The organism is Streptomyces racemochromogenes (genome assembly GCF_039535215.1).
Classification (GTDB): Bacteria; Actinomycetota; Actinomycetes; order Streptomycetales; family Streptomycetaceae; genus Streptomyces; species Streptomyces racemochromogenes.
The window spans coordinates 6,428,055-6,443,835 of record NZ_BAAAWT010000001.1 but is presented as its reverse complement, the minus strand read 5'-3'; the positions used below and the strand labels follow the sequence as shown (position 1 = coordinate 6,443,835).

The window sequence follows — 15,781 nt, the reverse complement described above, 5'->3', positions numbered from 1 at the left end:
CGCGCGGAAGACCGGGACACGCCGCGCCGCTTCGGCCACACTGCCGCCATGGGCCTCCTCATCGCCGCCTGCGCGTCCCTCGCCGCCTGGCTCTGGCTGACCTTCGCCCAGGGCATGTTCTGGCGCACCGACGTCCGCCTCCCCCCGCGCACCGCCCCCGCCCGCTGGCCTTCCGTCGCCATCGTGGTCCCGGCCCGGGACGAGGCCGGGGTGCTCCCGCTGAGCCTGCCCTCGCTCCTCGCGCAGGACTATCCCGGCGAGGCGCGGATCGTCCTGGTCGACGACGGCAGCACGGACGGCACGGCCGAGCTCGCCCGCCGCCTGGCCGCCGAGCAGCCCGGCCTCCCCCTCACCGTGGTCTCCCCCGGGGACCCACCGCCCGGCTGGACCGGCAAGCTCTGGGCGCTGCGGCACGGCATCGGCGAGGCCCGCGCCGCCGCGGCCGGGGGGCCCGAGTACCTGCTGCTCACCGACGCCGACATCGCGCACGAGCCCGACAGCCTGCGCGAGCTGGTCGCCGCCGCGAGCAGCGCCGGCCTCGACCTCGTCTCCCAGATGGCCCGGCTGCGGGTGGCCGGTTTCTGGGAGCGGCTCGTCGTGCCCGCCTTCGTGTACTTCTTCGCGCAGCTGTACCCCTTCCGCCGGATCAACCGCCCCGCCTCCCGGACCGCCGCGGCGGCCGGCGGCTGCGTGCTGCTGCGGACCGACGCGGCCGTGCGGGCGGGGATCCCGGACTCGATCCGGCAGGCCGTCATCGACGACGTCTCGCTCGCCCGGGCCGTCCAGCGCTCGGGCGGGCGGATCTGGCTGGGGCTGGCGGAGCGGGTGGACAGCGTGCGCCCGTACCCCGCCCTCGGGGACCTGTGGCGGATGGTGTCGCGCAGCGCGTACGCCCAACTCCGCCACCAGCCGCTGCTGCTGGCCGGGACGGTGGCGGGGCTGGCGCTGGTGTACCTGGTCCCGCCGGCGGCCCTGTTCGCGGGGCTGGCGGGCGGGCACGCGGCCGGGAGCGCCGCCGCGGCCTGGGCCGGGGGGCTCGCCTGGCTGCTGATGACCGGGACCTACCTGCCGATGCTGCGCTACTACCGGCTGCCGGCCGCGTTCGCCCCGCTGCTGCCGCTGACCGCGCTGCTCTACCTGCTGATGACGGTCGACTCGGCCGTCCAGCACTACCGGGGGCGCGGGGCCGCCTGGAAGGGCCGTACCTATGCCCGTCCCAGCGACGCCTGAAACCGGCCGGGCGGCCGGGGCTCGGATCTCCTCCGCCTGAGGGCACGTCATCCGAGGTCACCGCGTTGTGACGGAGCGTCAGCATCAGGTGCGTGCAAAGGCCAACCGGCGAGTACGAGTAGCAGCAAGACGGGGCGGAAGTGACGAATCGTGCAGGTGAACGTCTCGTGAAAGCTGTGGCGCTGACCTGGGAATATGCAGGTCAGCGCGGTGTTGGCGGCACCTGGCTATGGACCCGGTGAAGCCGTGGGCTTAACTTGTCTCCCATGACCTCCCCCCGCTCCACTTATGGCGGCGGTTACTACTCCGCGCCCTCCTTCCCGGACACCCCCATCTACGACTCCCTCGTGGCCGAGCGGGGTACTCCGCAGATCGCCCCGATCCGCGTTCCGGCCGCCTACGAATCCCCCAGTGCCGGTTACTCGAGCGGTGGTTTCCTGCCGGCCCTGCCCTCCTCCATGCCCGCCCTGCCGCCCGCCGCACCGCAGCTGCCGGCGCCCTCGTACGGCTACGGGTATCCGCAGCAGCCCGCTCCGCAACCGCAGCAGATGCCGGTTCCGCTTCAGCACGCGCCCGCCCCGTACATCCCGCAGCAGCAGGTGGCCGCCCGGGCCGGGTACGTGCCGCAGCCGCAACCCCAGCAGCCCCGTCCGGCCGCCATGGGCACGGGGTACGAGGCCATGCGCCCGGCGGCTCCGCGCCCGATGGCGCCGATGGCCCCCATGGCCCCCATGGCCCCCGTGGCGCCGATGACCCCCACGATGGCCCCCACCATGGCGCCGGTGGCGTCCGCGGCGGGCGTCCCCTCGTACGAGGACCCGTACGGGCGCCAGTACCAGCAGCGCGCCTACTGATCCCGGCGGACGCCGGCGCTGACACCGCCGGCGTCCCGCGCACCGTGTACGGTGCACGCGGTCGTTGGGGGGCCGGCGGGGGCAGCTGTCACAATGCCCCCATGCCGAACTTGTATGTCCAGTCGCTGCACGTCCACCCCGTCAAGTCGGTGGCGGGGGCCGCTCCCGACGAGATCGTCGTGGAGCCCTGGGGGCCGGCCGGGGACCGCCGCTGGGCCGTGGTCGACGCGACGGGCGCGGTCATCACCCAACGCCAGGAGGCGCGGCTGGCGTTGGCCTCGGCGAGCCCGCTGCCGGGCGGGGGGATAGAGCTGTCGGGACCGGGCATGCCCGGTCTCGTCGTGGAGGTTCCGGAGCCCGGACCGCTGGAGCCGGTCGTGCTCTTCGGCAAGAAGGTCGAGACGGTGGTCGCGGCGTCCGCCGCCGCCGAGTGGTTCACCGCCTACCTCGGCCGGCCCGCACGCCTCGTGCACATGGACGACCCGGCCGTCCGGCGGCCCGTGGACCCCGACTACGCCCTGCCCGGTGAGACCGTCAGCCTGGCCGACGCCTACCCCCTGCTGCTGGCCACCAGCGCCTCGCTGGACGCCCTCAACGAGCTGATCGCCCAGGGCGAGCACCCGGAGGAGGGCCCGCTGCCCATGAACCGCTTCCGGCCCAATCTGGTGGTCGGCGGTCCCGCCGCGCCCTGGGCCGAGGACGGCTGGCGGCGCATCGCGATCGGCGACGCGGTCTTCCGCGGGGTGCGCGAATGCGGCCGCTGCATCGTGACCACCACCGACCAGCGGACGTCCGAGCGCGGGCGGGAGCCGCTGAAGACCCTCGCCCGGCACCGGCGGATCGGGAAGTCGCTGGCCTTCGGACGCCAGCTGGTGCCGGTCGTCACGGGCACGGTCCGGGTGGGCGACGAGGTGCGCGTCCTGGAGTGAGAGCGGTCGCCGCACCCGGAGGTCCCGACCCCCGCCGCTGACCACGGCGGGCAGACGGAATGACACCTTCGAGGGGCTCCTGGCGTCCACTGGAACCATCGGGCCGCACGGGGCCGTTGGAGCATTCAGGACGGCGGACGAAGACGTAGACCGGGCATGGGGCAGGGGGAGCCGGACCGTGCGGACAGCAATGGGTGTGTGGCGTTGGCGGCGCAATCCGCTGCGCAGGCCGACCGATCTCTTCGAGGCGTGGGTGGCCTTCGCCGCGCTGGTGTGCGTGCTGCTGGTGGCTCCGGCCGTCGGCTGGGTGGCGGGCCTCCAGGTGGACGGGACCTTGCAGCGGGCCGCGCGCGAGCAGCGGCACGAGCGGTACCTGGTCCCGGCGGTGGTGGTGCGGCCCGCGCCGGGCGCGGCCGACCCGTCGGCGCAGCGGCAGGCGCCCGAGCGGACGAGGATCGTGGCCGCCTGGACCGCGCCCGACGGCAGCAGCCACCAGGGCACGGTCCCGGCGGCGGAGGAACCACCGCGGGCGGGCGACCGGTTCCGGATATGGACCGACACCCGGGGCCGGCTGGTGGGGCAGCCGCTCGATCCCACCGCCGCCTCCTTCCACGCGGGCGCCGCGGGTCTGGCCGCCGCGCTCACCGCGGCCGCGCTGGCGGAGACGGTCCGGCGGCTGGTCGTACGCCGGCTCATGCATCGGCGGTACACGCTTCTGGACCGGGCGTGGGCGGCGGCGGGACCGGACTGGGGCCGGGCGGGCGCGGGCAGTTGACCTGGCCACTCACCGGCCCTTCGCGCGCTACCGTGGAGCCGGAGGCCGGGTCGCTCAGGTCTCTTCGGTCTCTTCGGCCGCTGCCGGCCCTCCGGTCGCTGCCGCGGGTCCGGCAGCGCGAGTACCAGGGTGGGGGCACGACAGCACGATGGCTCAGGGCACGGTCCAGGTGACGCACGGCGGGACCTCGCGGTGGCGGCGGCGTTCCGGGGAGTATCCGACGCTGACCGCCGCGCTCGCCGCGGCCGGCGACGGGGACGTGCTGTCCATCGCCCCCGGCACCTACCGGGAAAACCTGATCCTGCGTCATGCCGTCACCCTGCGCGGGCCCGAGGGCTCGGTCGCCGGGTCGGTGCGCATCGCCCCGCTCGACGGGGTGGCGCTGACCGTGCGCGCCTCGGCCGTGGTCCAGGACCTGTACCTGGAGGGCGCGGACCGGGCGGCGCCCGCGCTGCTGGTCGAGGAGGGCTCGCCCGAGCTCACCGACCTGCGCGTGCACACCCGTTCGTCGTCCGGCATCGAGGTGCGCGGCGGGGCCCGGCCCCTGGTGCGCCGGTGCACGGTGGAGAATCCGGCCGGGGTCGGGATCTCCGTGCTGGACGGCGGGGGCGGGGTGTTCGAGGAGTGCGAGGTCGTCGTCGCCGGGCAGGCCGGGGTGTCGGTGCGCGGCGGGCACCCGCGCCTGGAGCGCTGCCGGATCCACCACGCCGTCGGCGCGGGCATCGCGGTCACCGGTGAGGGCTCGGGGCTGGAGGCGCTCGGCTACGAGGTCAAGGGCGCGGGTGTGCAGGTAGCCGCGCGGGCCGCGGCCCGGCTGACCGACTGCGCGGTGCACCGCACGTCCGCCGACGGGGTCACCCTCGACACGGACGCGGTGCTGACGCTCACCGGCTGCGACATCCACGACATCCCGGAGAACGCCGTCGACCTGCGGTCCCGTTCGGTGCTCACCCTCAGCCGCACCACGGTGCGCCGGTTCGGGCGCAACGGGCTGTCGGTGTGGGACCCGGGGACCCGGGTCGACGCCGAGTCCTGCGAGATCCACGACAGCACGGGCGACTATCCGGCGGTGTGGGTCAGCGACGGGGCCACCGCCTCGCTGGAGTCCTGCCGGCTGCACGACGTGCCGGACGCGCTGTTCGTGCTGGACCGGGGCTCGCGGGTGGACGTGGTCGACAGCGACCTCTCGCAGGTGCGCAACACGGCCGTCTCGGTGAGCGACGGGGCGAGCGCGCGGCTCGACGACTGCCGGATCCGGGAGGCGGGCACCGGGGCGTGGTTCCGCGACCACGGCAGCGGCGGGTCCCTCGCCAACTGCACCGTCGACGCCGTGCAGACGGGTGTGATCGTCACCAAGGGCGCCGATCCGGTCGTGGAGCGGTGCACGGTCACCTCCGCCGCCGAGGCGGGGTTCTACGTGTCGGCCGGCGGCCGGGGGACCTTCACGGCCTGCCGGGTGACGGGCAGTTCCGGTTTCGGCTTCCACGTCATCGACGGCTGCCGCACGACCCTGACCCGGTGCCACACCGAGCGGTGTGTGCGCGGGGGCTACGAGTTCGCGGAGGACGGCCCGCTCGCCGAGGGCTGCACCGGGGACGAGGGCGGTACGGGTCCGGCGGCGCGGGCCGCGGGCGGTGTGCTCGCGGGGGCGCGGCCCGGCGGCACGGGTCCGCGTACGGCGACGGCCGCGCAGGACGTCGCGGGGCGTCCGGCGGACCGGGTGCCGGCCTCCCGCGCCGGTGACGGGCCGGGCACCCCGGCCGGCGCCGGGAGCCCCTGTGCCCCGTCGGCCGCTGCGCCGGAGCCGGCCGCGGCGGGGGCCGCGCGGGGCTCGGGCGAGGTGCTGGGGCAGCTCGACGCGCTGGTCGGGCTGGACAGCGTCAAGCGCGAGGTACGGGCCCTCACCGACATGATCGAGGTCGGGCGGCGGCGGCAGCAGGCGGGCCTGAAGGCGGCTTCGGTGCGCCGGCACCTGGTCTTCACGGGCTCCCCCGGCACGGGCAAGACCACGGTCGCCCGCCTGTACGGGGAGATCCTGGCCTCGCTCGGGGTCCTGGAGCGGGGCCACCTGGTCGAGGTGTCGAGGGTGGACCTGGTCGGCGAGCACATCGGGTCGACGGCCATCCGTACGCAGGAGGCCTTCGACCGGGCGCGGGGCGGGGTGCTGTTCATCGACGAGGCGTACGCGCTGGCGCCGGAGGACTCCGGCCGGGACTTCGGGCGCGAGGCGATCGACACGCTGGTGAAGCTGATGGAGGACCACCGGGACGCGGTGGTGGTGATCGTGGCGGGGTACACGGAGGAGATGGAGCGGTTCCTGACGGTCAACCCGGGGGTGGCGTCGCGGTTCTCCCGCACCATCACCTTCGGGGACTACGGGCCGCAGGAGCTGCTGCGGATCGTGGAGCAGCAGGCGGAGGAGCACGAGTACCGGCTCGGCGAGGGCACCGGGGAGGCGCTGCTGAAGTACTTCACGGAGCTGCCCAAGGGCCCGGCGTTCGGCAACGGCCGGACCGCCCGCCAGACCTTCGAGGCGATGGTGGAGCGGCACGCGGGCCGGGTGGCGCAGCTGGCCGACCCGGGCACGGACGAGCTCACCCTGCTGTTCCCGGAGGACCTGCCGGCACTGCCTGCGGAGGGCTGATCCGCCGCCCGGCGAAGACTTCTGACGAGCGGTCAGCTATGGTGGCGCGGCCCGCAGCCACGCACGCAGACTCAGCCGCACCCCAGGGGGTAATGCCATGGCCCGCCGACTCCGCCCCGTGGGGCTGGACTTCATCGAGCACGCCCCGACCCGGCTGGCCTTCACGGCCCGGGCCGCGGCCGCGCCGGACACCGTGTACCGGGCCCTCGCGGACGAGGTGACCGGCTGGCCCGCCTGGTTCCGTGCGGTCACCCTGGCCCGGCCGACCGGCGGCGGGGCGGGGCGGGAGATATGGCTGGTGGGCGGGGTCCGCTTCCGGGAGACGGTGGTGGCCCGCGACCCCGGGCTGCGCTACGCCTACCGCGTCGACGAGACCAACGCGCCGGGCATGAGCGCCCTGGTGGAGGAGTGGCTGCTGACCCCGGGACCGGGCGCCGCCGGGACCCTCGTCCGCTGGACGTTCGCCGCCGACGGCCCGGCACCCGTCCGGCTGGCGCTGGCCGCGGCCCGCCCGGGTCTCGGCCGCTCCTTCCGTACGGCGGTGCGCGCACTGGACACCCGCCTCGCGGCGCGCCCCGCCCCCTAGCAGCCGGCTCAGGCCTGCGGCTCGCGCCACTCCCCGGTCTCCAGCAGGGTCTGGAGCGTCTTGGTGTACGGGGCGATGTCGAGGCCCTGGGCGGCCAGCCACTCGTCGGAGTAGTACTTGTCGAGGTAGCGGTCGCCCGGGTCGCAGAGCAGGGTCACGACGCTGCCCCCGCGGCCCTCCGCCAGCATCTCGGAGACGATCTTCAGGGCGCTCCAGAGCCCGGTGCCGGTGGAGCCTCCCGCCTTGCGCCCTATGGCCTGTTCGAGGGCGCGGCAGGCGGCGACGGAGGCGGCGTCCGGGACCTTCATCATGCGGTCGATGGCGCCGGGCACGAAGCTAGGCTCCATCCGGGGGCGGCCGATGCCCTCGATGCGCGAGCCGCAGTCGCTGCTCGCGTGCGGGTCGTGGTGGGTCCAGCCGTCGAAGAAGCAGGAGTTCTCCGGGTCCGGGACGCAGACGCGGGTGTCGTGCTGCATGTAGTGCACGTAGCGGGCGATGGTGGCGGAGGTGCCGCCGGTGCCGGCCGTCGCCACGATCCAGGCGGGCTCGGGGTACCGCTCCAGGCGCAGCTGCTGGTAGATCGATTCGGCGATGTTGTTGTTGCCGCGCCAGTCGGTGGCGCGCTCGGCGTAGGTGAACTGGTCCATGTAGTGGCCGCCGGTGCGGGCGGCCAGGTCGGCGGACTCCTCGTACATCTTCATCGGGTCGTCGACGAAGTGGCATTCGCCGCCGTGGAATTCGATGAGCCGGCACTTCTCCGGGCTGGTGGTCCTCGGCATGACCGCGATGAACGGGACGCCGATCAGCTTGGCGAAGTACGCCTCGGAGACCGCGGTGGAGCCGCTGGAGGCCTCGATGACGGGCCGGCCGGGGTGGATCCACCCGTTGCAGAGGGCGTAGAGGAACAGCGACCGGGCGAGGCGGTGCTTGAGGGAGCCCGTCGGGTGGGTGGACTCGTCCTTCAGGTAGAGGTCGATGCCCCACGCCTCGGGCAGCGGGAAGCGCAGCAGGTGGGTGTCGGCGGAGCGGTTGGCGTCCGCCTGGACCTTGCGCACGGCCTCCTTGAGCCAGGCCCGGTAGCCGGCGTCGCTGCGGTCGATGTCGACCGTCGTCGCCGCCGTGCTCCCGGCCGTGTTCGAGACCGGTGTACCGGTGGTGCCGGTGGTGCTCATGCGCCTTGCTCCTTTGTCGTTTCCAAAGCCCCCTCCTTTCGAAATGTACCCCTCCCACCTGCGCAAATGATTACTTTGGGTTTCCATGCGGATCGCTTTTGGCTGCGTTCCCGGGCGTTCGGTTGCACGCGGCGCCACCGTGGGTGACCCTGGTGAGTGCGTCACCGAGGGTGCAGCACCCGTAACAATGATGTCGGGGAGTCGCAGCCGTGATCAGTCATTCCCGCAGGCACTGCGTCGTCGAACTGCAGGCCCTGCCAGCGCGGATCGGTCAGGTCCGCAGAATCATCTCCGCGCAACTGCGCCACTGGCAGCTCGACCCGCTCATAGACCGGGCTGCGCTCGGCGTGACGGAGCTGCTCAGCAACGTCCACCGCCATGCGCAGCCGGACAAGGCGTGCACGGTCGAGATCGAACTCCGCATGGGGCGCCTGACCGTCTCGGTCCACGACAGCGATCCGCGGCTGCCCGTCCGCCGCACCGCCGACGGCCTGGAGACCTGCGGACGCGGCCTGGCTCTCGTCGAGGCGGTCAGCGAGGCCTGGGGAGCGCGGGAACGGCCGGACGGGCCCGGCAAGGTGGTCTGGTTCTCCATGCGGGCCGCCCCCGCACCGGCGGCGCCGACGCGCACGGTCAGCATCGGCGTGAGGAAGACCGTACGCAAACCCGCCCGCCCGGTGCTCGCCGCCGTCGACGCCCGGCCCGTCGCGACCGGCGTGCCCGCGTCGGTCACCCTCGGCGCCGGGCCCGGCTGACTCCCCCGCGGCCATCCGCCCCCGCAGCCGGCCCGGGTGCGCCCGCACGGCTCAGGCCGCCGCGCCCAGCGTCCCCAGCGGGTCGTCCAGTACGGGCTGCCACGCCAGCTCCGCCGCCCCGACCAGGCTGTTGTGGTCGAGGGTGCACGGCAGGATCGGCACTCCCCCGCTGCGCCCCCACAGGCTGCGGTCGGCGACCACCGCCCGCAGCCGTTCCGGGTCGGCGTACAGCAGCTCCCGGTGCAGTCCGCCGAGGATGATCCGGTCCGGGTTCAGGATGTTGACCAGGCCCGCGAGGCCCAGCCCGAGCCGGTCGATGAGCTCCTCGGCGGCCGCCCGGACCGAAGGCTGCGCGTACTCGGTGCGCAGCAGGTCCCGGGCCTGCGCCAGCAGCGACACCTCGGGCCCCGGCGTGCGTCCGGCGGCGGTGAGGAAGGCCAGCGGGTCGGCCTCCACGTCCAGGCAGCCCCGGCTGCCGCAGTGGCAGGCCCGCCCCTCCGGGTTCACGGTGAGGTGGCCGACCTCCAGGGCCAGGCCGGCGCTGCCGCTGTGCAGCCGGCCGTCGAGCACCAGGGCCCCGCCCACCCCGCGGTGTCCGGTGGCCACGCAGAGCAGGTGCTGGGCGCTGCGGCCCGCGCCGTGCCGGTGCTCGGCGAGCGCGGCCAGGTTGACGTCGTTGCCGGTCAGGGCCGGCCCGTCGATGCCGGCCGCCTTCACCCGTTCGGCGAAGATGGCCCGCACCGGGGAGCCGGGCGGCCAGGCCAGGTGCAGCGGGTTCAGGGCCGTCCCCTCGGGCTCCGCGACCGCCGAGGGCACCGCGAGCCCCGCGCCGACGCAGCGCCGGCCGGACTCGGCGAGCAGCCGGGCGCCCGCGTCGACGACCGCCCCGAGCACCTGGGCCGGGTCGGCGGAGACGGTGAGCTTGCCGGGTGCGGTGGCCACGATGCGCCCGCCGAGGCCGACGAGCGCGGCCCGGAACCCGTCGGGGTGGACCTGCGCGGCCAGCGCCACGGGGCCGTTCTCGTCGACGGCGAGCCGGTGCGAGGGCCGGCCCTGGGTGCCGCCGGCGCCGCCGGGGCGGGAGTCGACGCGGATCAGGCCCAGCGCCTCCAGCTCGGCGGCGACGGCTCCGGCGGTGGCGCGCGTGACGCCGAGCTCGGCCGTGAGCACCGCCCGGGTCGGGGCCCGGCCGGTGTGGACGAGTTCCAGCGCCGGGCCGAGTGCGCCGCGGCCGCGCTCCAGCCTGGTCCTCGCGGACGCCGCCGACGCCGTGCTCCCGTCCTCCGCCCCCAGCGGGGCCCCGTTGCCGTTCATGAGGGGATCCTCGCATGATCGGGGGCCGCCCCTCGCCCCCGCTACGTCCCGAGGCCGCCGACCCGCAGGGTGATGTTGAGCCGGCCGGTCAGCCCCAGCTCCGGCGGGGCGGTGCCCTGCAGCACCTTGGGCACGCCGTGGTAGGCGAGCCGGCTCGGGCCGCCGAAGACGAACAGGTCCCCGCTGCGCAGCTCGACGTCCCGGTACGGGCGGCCCCGCGAGGCGGTGTTGCCGAAGCGGAAGAGGCAGGAGTCGCCGAGGCTGAGCGATACCACCGGGGCCCCGGACCGCTCCTCGGCGTCGCGGTGCATGCCCATCCGGGAGTCGCCGTCGTAGAAGTTCACCAGCGCGATGTCGTACGCCTCCGAGGGCGGCGGGGGCGTCCCGTACGCGGCGGTGACGGCCCGCCGTCCCAGCTCGGCGAGCCACGCGGGCATCGGCTTGACCGGCGCCCCGTCCCCGTCGACGGCGGTGCGCGCGTAGGCGTACGGGTACCAGTGCAGGCCCAGGCACACCTGCCGGGCGGTCATCGTCCCGCCTCCGGGGGTGCGTACGGTGCGCAGTCCGGCGGGCGGGCGGGCCCACTCCCGGCAGGCGGCGAGCAGCTCCCGCTGGCGCCGGGGCCCGAGCCAGTCGGGCAGGTGCACGGCGCCGGGCGCGATCTCGGTGCGCTCGCGCGGGAAGAGTTCCGCCTGCGGGGAGGGTTCCCCGGGCGGCGACGGTCTCCCGTGCGGCGGGGGTTTCCCGTCCACCCTCCCATTGTCGGGGACGGCTGGCACACTCGCGGCATGAAGATCACCGAATACGTGGAGACCCTGGCCCGGGAGGGCGAGCTGCTCGCCGACGAGGCCGAACGGGCGGGCATGGACGCCCTCGTGCCCACCTGTCCCGAGTGGCGGGTCGCCGACCTGCTGCGGCACACCGGTGCCGTGCACCGCTGGGCCGCCGGGTTCGTGCGGGAGGGCCTGGTGGAGCCGGTGCCGTTCCCGGAGCCGCCGGAGCTGCCGGGGGCGGAGCTGCCGGCCTGGTTCCGCGAGGGACACGCGGAGCTGGTCCGGACCCTGACACAGGCGCCGGAGGGGGTGGCCTGCTTCACCTTCCTGCCGACGGCGCCGCCGTCGCCGCTGGCGTTCTGGGCCCGGCGGCAGGCGCACGAGACGACCGTGCACCGCTTCGACGCCGAGTCCGCGCGGGGGACCGCCTTCTCGGAGGTGGCCCCGGAGTTCGCGGAGGACGGGGTGGACGAGCTGCTGACCGGCTTCCACGCCCGTCCGCGGAGCCGGGTGCGGACCGAGGAGCCGCGGGTGCTGCGGGTCCGGGCGGCGGACACGGGCGCGGTGTGGACGGTCCACCTGTCGAAGGAGCCGGCCCGCACGGTGCGCGGCGACACCGGCGAGGAGCCGCACTGCGAGGTGACCGGCGAGGCGTCCTGGCTGTACGCGGCCCTGTGGAACCGGCTCCCGCTCTCCGGCCCGGGCGTACGCGGGGACGAGTCCCTGGCCCGGCTGTGGCGGCAGACGGCGGGCATCTGACTCAGCCGGACGGGGCGGTGCCGCCGAGGGTGGCCGCGTAGGCGGTCTGGGGGCGGTACTTCCAGGAGGGGCTGGTGTTCCAGGGGTTCGGCATGGCCGCGCTCGTCGCGTAGGCGTACCCGGCGCCGCGGTCGAAGGCGGTGCGGAGCGCGGTGCGCATCGCGGCGCTGTCCGGGACCTCGTGGACGAGGTGCCAGAACGCGGTGCCGCTCGGGTCGAGCTCGGTGCCCGGGCGGTAGCCGCCCCCGGCGTCGAACACGTTCCCCTGCCAGCCGCCCGTGGAGTACGCCGCGTAGGTGTCCTCGTAGGTGACGAAGACGTCGGCCGTGCGGTGGCCCGGCTCGAGGTAGCAGTCGGCGATGGCGGTGCCCGGGTTGTTCACGACGAGGTCGTCCACGTCCGGGTCCGCGTCGTGCATGGCGTCCTGGACGTAGCGGCGCAGCGCGGCGTAGTGGTCGCGGGTGGCGTTGCCGGGGCCGCAGTCGCGGCTGACGACGTCGAAGAAGATTCCGTCGACGTGGAGCCGGCCGTCGTCTTCCCCGGCGGGCCCCAGGTAGTTGTCCACGGAGGCCTTGACGGCCGCGAGGTCCCGGGCGCCGTGGTCGGTGTGGACGTAGCCGAGGACCTTGGTCTTCTCGCCGGTGGCGGTGGTGCCCGCGCGCAGGGCGTCGGCGCGGGCCCGCCAGGGCCCGTCGAAGGGGGCGTCGCCGTTGCCGGGGTTGAGGACGACCACGGAGGCGGCGGGCGTGGTGGCGGTGAGGGCGGTCAGCATCGGGTCGCCGGCCCAGACGTAGGCGGGGACGCCGATCTCCAGGCCGCGCACGCCGGGTGCCCGGGGAGCGGGGGCCGGCCGCGGCTCCGTCTGTTCCGCGGCGGCGGGTACGGCCGGCGCCGGTGCGGCGAGCAGCACGATCAGGGCGACGGCGTACAGGGCCTTCAGTACGCGGGCGGGAGCCACGGCTGTTCCTCCGGCTGCGGCGGGGGCGGGTCCCGAGGAACACTAGACGCGCGGGAACCCGGTCACGGCCGAACCGCCCGGATCGGTATGAAGAACAGACGAACGACTCGTCACCACGGCCCCACACGGCCCGGTCACACGGCGGGCAGTCCGACCGAGTGCGCCAACTGCCCGGCGGCGTGCGCGAAGAAGGCCTCCCGCTCCTCGACGACCCGGTTGAACTGGCCGAACAGCTCGAAGGAGACGAGGCCGGCGAGCTGCGCCCAGGACGCGACCAGGGCGGCCGTCACCGCGGGGGGCAGGCCCTCGGCGAAGTCGGCGGTCATCCGCCGCGCTTCGGGGCGCAGGGCGTCGGGCAGGGGCGGCAGGGCGAGGCCCCGGCCCTCGTAGGCGGTGCGCACGATGCCGATGAGGACGTTGCCCACGCGGGAGGCGGGACCGACGGTGTCGAGCGGGGCGCTGTAGCCGGGGACGGGGGAGCCGTAGACGAGGGCGTACTCGTGCGGATGGGCCAGCGCCCAGGTGCGTACCGCCGCGCAGGCCGCCGTCCAGCGGGCGCGGGGGGTGGCGCCGGCGGCGAGGGCGGTGGCGTCGGCGGTTTCCACGGCGCCGCCGAGGCCGTCGTAGGCGTCGATGATCAGCGCGGTGAGCAGGTCGTCGCGGCTGGGGAAGTAGCGGTAGAGGGCGGAGGAGACCATGCCCAGCTCGCGGGCGACGGCGCGCAGCGAGAGTTTGGCGGCGCCCTCGGCCGCGAGCATGCGGCGCGCCTCGTCCTTGATGGCGGCGGTGACCTCGATGCGGGCCCGTTCTCTGGCCCCTCGCACGGTGCTCATGTGGATCAGTGTGCCACGCGGATTGGAGCAGTGGACAAAAACGGGAGCACCGATCCATTACGAGAGCACTGCTCTTGTTTTAGGGCGCCGATCCGTGCACACTGATCTCAAGCGAGAGCAGTGCTCTCGAAACACCGCCCGGAGGCCCCCATGAACGCGCCCGCCCCGTACTACGTCCAGGCCGGTCCCTTCGCCGTCCGCTTCAACGCCCTCTTCGGCAGGCTGGCCCGCCTCGGCATCAGCCTGGCCGGCACGGCCGAGCTGTCGGTGCGGGGCCGCACCTCCGGCACGATGCAGCGCATCCCCGTCAACCCGCACCTCCACGGGGGCGAGCAGTACCTCGTCTCGGCCCGCGGCCACTCCCAGTGGGTCCGCAACATGCGCGTGGCGGGCGGCGGGGAGCTGCGCGTCGGCCGCAAGGTCCGCGTCTTCACCGCCGAGGAGCTGACGGACCCGGCTCAGAAGGCCGCCGTGCTGCGCGCCTACCTGGAGAAGTGGGGGTGGGAGGTCGACCGCTTCTTCCAGGGCGTCACCGCCCGGTCCACCGACGCCGAGCTGCGGGCGGCCGCCGAAGACCACCCCGTCTTCCGCATCACGGTGTCCCACTGACCGGCCCGGCCCACACCCGCCGGCCCACCCCGCCTCCCGCCGCCCCCGGGCACGGCGGAGCGCCGGCCCCCGGGGGGAACCGGCGCTCCGCGTCGTCCGCCGCGCTCCGGCCGCTACCCGCGACGGGTGCGCGCCTGGCGCTCGTCCAGCAGGTGCAGGGCCCTGCGCGCCAGCGGGTGCGTACGGACCAGGTCGGGCAGCGTCAGCGATCCCCGGGTGATGCGGGCGAAGGCCGTCCAGGCCGGCCGCACACCCGTGAGCGCCGCGTGGAACAGCCCCGGGCGGGACTCGAAGACGCTCAGCATCCGCTTGCCGACGGCCATCTCCACACCCAGCCCGGCCTTGACCGCGAAGGAGTAGTTGAGCGCCTGGCGGCGCGCGTCCACCGCGTCCTGCGCCTCGGAGACCTTGACCGCCCACTCCCCCGCCAGCCGGCCCGAGCGCAGCGCGAAGGAGATGCCCTCCCGCGTCCACGGCTCCAGCAGCCCGGCCGCGTCACCCGCCACCAGCACCCGGCCGCGCGAGAGCGGCGAGTCGGGCTTGCGGCAGCGGGTCAGGTGGCCGGAGGAGACGGCCGGTTCGAAGCCGGCCAGGCCCAGCCGGGCGATGAAGTCGTCGAGGTACCGCTTGGTCGCCGCGCCCTCGCCCTTCGCCGAGATGACCCCGACGGTCAGCGTGTCGCCCTTGGGGAAGACCCAGCCGTAGCTGCCGGGCAGCGGGCCCCAGTCGATCAGGATGCGGCCCTTCCAGTCCTCGGCCACCGTCTGCGGCACCGGGATCTCCGCCTCCAGGCCGAGGTCCACCTGGTCCGTCTCCACGCCGACGTGGGCTCCGATCCGGCTGGCGCTGCCGTCGGCGCCGACCACGGCGCGGGCCAGGACGGTCTCGCCGTCCGCGAGCACCACGGCGACCGTGCGCCGGTCGGGAACGGCCGTGCCGTGCTGCTCGACCCGGGAGACGGCCGTGCCCGTACGCAGGGTCGCGCCGGCCTTCTCGGCCTCCGCGACCAGCGCCGCGTCGAACTCGGGCCGGTTGATCAGCCCGAACAGCATGTGCTTCGAGCGCCGCGTCCGGGCCAGCCTGCCGTTCAGGGAGAAGGTGACGGCGTGGACGCGGTCCTTGAGGGGCAGCGTGAAGCCCGGCGGGAGGGCGTCGCGCGAGGGGCCGATGATGCCGCCGCCGCAGGTCTTGTACCGGGGCAGCTCCGCCTTCTCCAGCAGCAGGACGCTGCGGCCCGCCGTAGCCGCGGCGTACGCCGCCGACGCGCCGGCCGGTCCGGCGCCGACCACGACGACGTCCCACACCTCCGCCGCGCCCTGCGCGGCGGTGCCGCCCGCCCCTTCGGCCGTCTTCCCGGCCTCCTCCGCCGGGGTTCCTTCGTCCGCCCCCCGGGCTGCCTGCTCTGCGTTCGCGCCGTTCACGTCGTCGTCGCTGCTCACGATGTGCTGCTGCTCCTGATCACCCGGTTGCTCCGATGCCGTGGAAATCCTACGGCGAGCAGCCGCCTCGTCCCTCTGTGCGAGGATCGTGACAGTCTTTCGCCTTGCATTCGCCGTACCCCGGCACCCACAACAACGTCGCACCCACGAG

15 protein-coding genes are annotated in these 15,781 nt (G+C 74.9%); 9 read left to right on the top strand and 6 right to left on the bottom strand.

Annotated elements, in window-relative coordinates:
• Positions 1-48 precede the first annotated feature (48 nt).
• The 6 genes from ABD973_RS29880 to ABD973_RS29855 all read left to right on the top strand — a co-directional run bounded on the left by ABD973_RS29880 (position 49) and on the right by ABD973_RS29855 (position 7,018).
• Complete coding sequence (locus ABD973_RS29880) at positions 49-1,230, top strand: glycosyltransferase (protein ID WP_125820190.1); 1,182 nt, start codon at positions 49-51, stop codon at positions 1,228-1,230.
• A 266-nt stretch (positions 1,231-1,496) separates the two neighbouring features.
• Complete coding sequence (locus tag ABD973_RS29875; protein ID WP_125820191.1) at positions 1,497-2,084, top strand: DUF6643 family protein; 588 nt, start codon at positions 1,497-1,499, stop codon at positions 2,082-2,084.
• Positions 2,085-2,185: 101 nt separating this feature from the next.
• Entirely contained in the window at positions 2,186-3,013 is an 828-nt protein-coding gene (locus ABD973_RS29870; RefSeq protein ID WP_125820192.1) for an MOSC domain-containing protein, read from the top strand.
• 178 nt (positions 3,014-3,191) lie between these two features.
• The gene (locus tag ABD973_RS29865; protein ID WP_345503223.1) at positions 3,192-3,788 is read left to right on the top strand and encodes an Rv1733c family protein; all 597 of its coding nucleotides are present in this window, start codon (positions 3,192-3,194) and stop codon (positions 3,786-3,788) included.
• Between the two features lie 148 nt (positions 3,789-3,936).
• On the top strand, positions 3,937-6,432 hold the full coding sequence (locus ABD973_RS29860; RefSeq protein WP_345503221.1) for a right-handed parallel beta-helix repeat-containing protein: 2,496 nt from the start codon (positions 3,937-3,939) through the stop codon (positions 6,430-6,432).
• 97 nt (positions 6,433-6,529) lie between these two features.
• Positions 6,530-7,018, top strand: coding sequence for an SRPBCC family protein (locus ABD973_RS29855; protein ID WP_345503219.1), 489 nt, complete (start codon positions 6,530-6,532; stop codon positions 7,016-7,018).
• Positions 7,019-7,026: 8 nt separating this feature from the next.
• Here ABD973_RS29855 and cds1 read toward each other — a convergent pair whose 3' ends face one another.
• On the bottom strand, positions 7,027-8,190 hold the full coding sequence (cds1, locus tag ABD973_RS29850) for an L-cysteine desulfhydrase Cds1 (RefSeq protein WP_185899561.1): 1,164 nt from the start codon (positions 8,188-8,190) through the stop codon (positions 7,027-7,029).
• A gap of 209 nt (positions 8,191-8,399) precedes the next feature.
• On the opposite strand from cds1, the gene ABD973_RS29845 reads away from it, so the two are divergent.
• Positions 8,400-8,945 carry an ATP-binding protein gene (locus tag ABD973_RS29845; protein WP_125820195.1) on the top strand — a complete coding sequence of 182 codons (546 nt, stop codon included), beginning with the start codon at positions 8,400-8,402 and terminating at the stop codon, positions 8,943-8,945.
• 51 nt (positions 8,946-8,996) lie between these two features.
• On the opposite strand, the gene ABD973_RS29840 is transcribed toward ABD973_RS29845, so the two are convergent.
• Positions 8,997-10,259: an ROK family protein gene (locus ABD973_RS29840; RefSeq protein ID WP_125600724.1), complete on the bottom strand. Its 1,263-nt coding sequence runs from the start codon at positions 10,257-10,259 to the stop codon at positions 8,997-8,999.
• A 41-nt stretch (positions 10,260-10,300) separates the two neighbouring features.
• Positions 10,301-11,011, bottom strand: coding sequence for an alpha-ketoglutarate-dependent dioxygenase AlkB family protein (locus ABD973_RS29835; protein ID WP_125820197.1), 711 nt, complete (start codon positions 11,009-11,011; stop codon positions 10,301-10,303).
• 36 nt (positions 11,012-11,047) lie between these two features.
• Between ABD973_RS29835 and ABD973_RS29830 the strand changes: the two genes are divergently transcribed.
• Positions 11,048-11,791, top strand: coding sequence for a maleylpyruvate isomerase family mycothiol-dependent enzyme (locus ABD973_RS29830; RefSeq protein ID WP_125820198.1), 744 nt, complete (start codon positions 11,048-11,050; stop codon positions 11,789-11,791).
• A gap of 1 nt (position 11,792) precedes the next feature.
• On the opposite strand, the gene ABD973_RS29825 is transcribed toward ABD973_RS29830, so the two are convergent.
• Both ABD973_RS29825 and ABD973_RS29820 read right to left on the bottom strand, forming a co-directional pair.
• Entirely contained in the window at positions 11,793-12,749 is a 957-nt protein-coding gene (locus tag ABD973_RS29825) for a spherulation-specific family 4 protein (RefSeq protein ID WP_345503213.1), read from the bottom strand.
• Positions 12,750-12,883: 134 nt separating this feature from the next.
• On the bottom strand, positions 12,884-13,582 hold the full coding sequence (locus ABD973_RS29820; RefSeq protein WP_125820199.1) for a TetR/AcrR family transcriptional regulator: 699 nt from the start codon (positions 13,580-13,582) through the stop codon (positions 12,884-12,886).
• 150 nt (positions 13,583-13,732) lie between these two features.
• On the opposite strand from ABD973_RS29820, the gene ABD973_RS29815 reads away from it, so the two are divergent.
• The gene (locus tag ABD973_RS29815) at positions 13,733-14,191 is read left to right on the top strand and encodes a nitroreductase/quinone reductase family protein (RefSeq protein WP_125820200.1); all 459 of its coding nucleotides are present in this window, start codon (positions 13,733-13,735) and stop codon (positions 14,189-14,191) included.
• A gap of 113 nt (positions 14,192-14,304) precedes the next feature.
• On the opposite strand, the gene ABD973_RS29810 is transcribed toward ABD973_RS29815, so the two are convergent.
• On the bottom strand, positions 14,305-15,630 hold the full coding sequence (locus tag ABD973_RS29810) for a geranylgeranyl reductase family protein (protein ID WP_386381960.1): 1,326 nt from the start codon (positions 15,628-15,630) through the stop codon (positions 14,305-14,307).
• Between the last annotated feature and the right edge of the window lie 151 nt (positions 15,631-15,781).

What these genes read in the sequence shown, in the direction of transcription:
- ABD973_RS29880 (WP_125820190.1), top strand. Translation starts at nt 49, where the DNA reads ATGGGCCTCCTCATCGCCGCCTGCGCGTCCCTCGCCGCCTGGCTCTGG.
- ABD973_RS29875 (WP_125820191.1), top strand. Translation starts at nt 1,497, where the DNA reads ATGACCTCCCCCCGCTCCACTTATGGCGGCGGTTACTACTCCGCGCCC.
- ABD973_RS29870 (WP_125820192.1), top strand. Translation starts at nt 2,186, where the DNA reads ATGCCGAACTTGTATGTCCAGTCGCTGCACGTCCACCCCGTCAAGTCG.
- ABD973_RS29860 (WP_345503221.1), top strand. Translation starts at nt 3,937, where the DNA reads ATGGCTCAGGGCACGGTCCAGGTGACGCACGGCGGGACCTCGCGGTGG.
- ABD973_RS29855 (WP_345503219.1), top strand. Translation starts at nt 6,530, where the DNA reads ATGGCCCGCCGACTCCGCCCCGTGGGGCTGGACTTCATCGAGCACGCC.
- cds1 (WP_185899561.1), bottom strand. Translation starts at nt 8,190, where the DNA reads ATGAGCACCACCGGCACCACCGGTACACCGGTCTCGAACACGGCCGGG.
- ABD973_RS29840 (WP_125600724.1), bottom strand. Translation starts at nt 10,259, where the DNA reads ATGAACGGCAACGGGGCCCCGCTGGGGGCGGAGGACGGGAGCACGGCG.
- ABD973_RS29830 (WP_125820198.1), top strand. Translation starts at nt 11,048, where the DNA reads ATGAAGATCACCGAATACGTGGAGACCCTGGCCCGGGAGGGCGAGCTG.
- ABD973_RS29820 (WP_125820199.1), bottom strand. Translation starts at nt 13,582, where the DNA reads ATGAGCACCGTGCGAGGGGCCAGAGAACGGGCCCGCATCGAGGTCACC.
- ABD973_RS29815 (WP_125820200.1), top strand. Translation starts at nt 13,733, where the DNA reads ATGAACGCGCCCGCCCCGTACTACGTCCAGGCCGGTCCCTTCGCCGTC.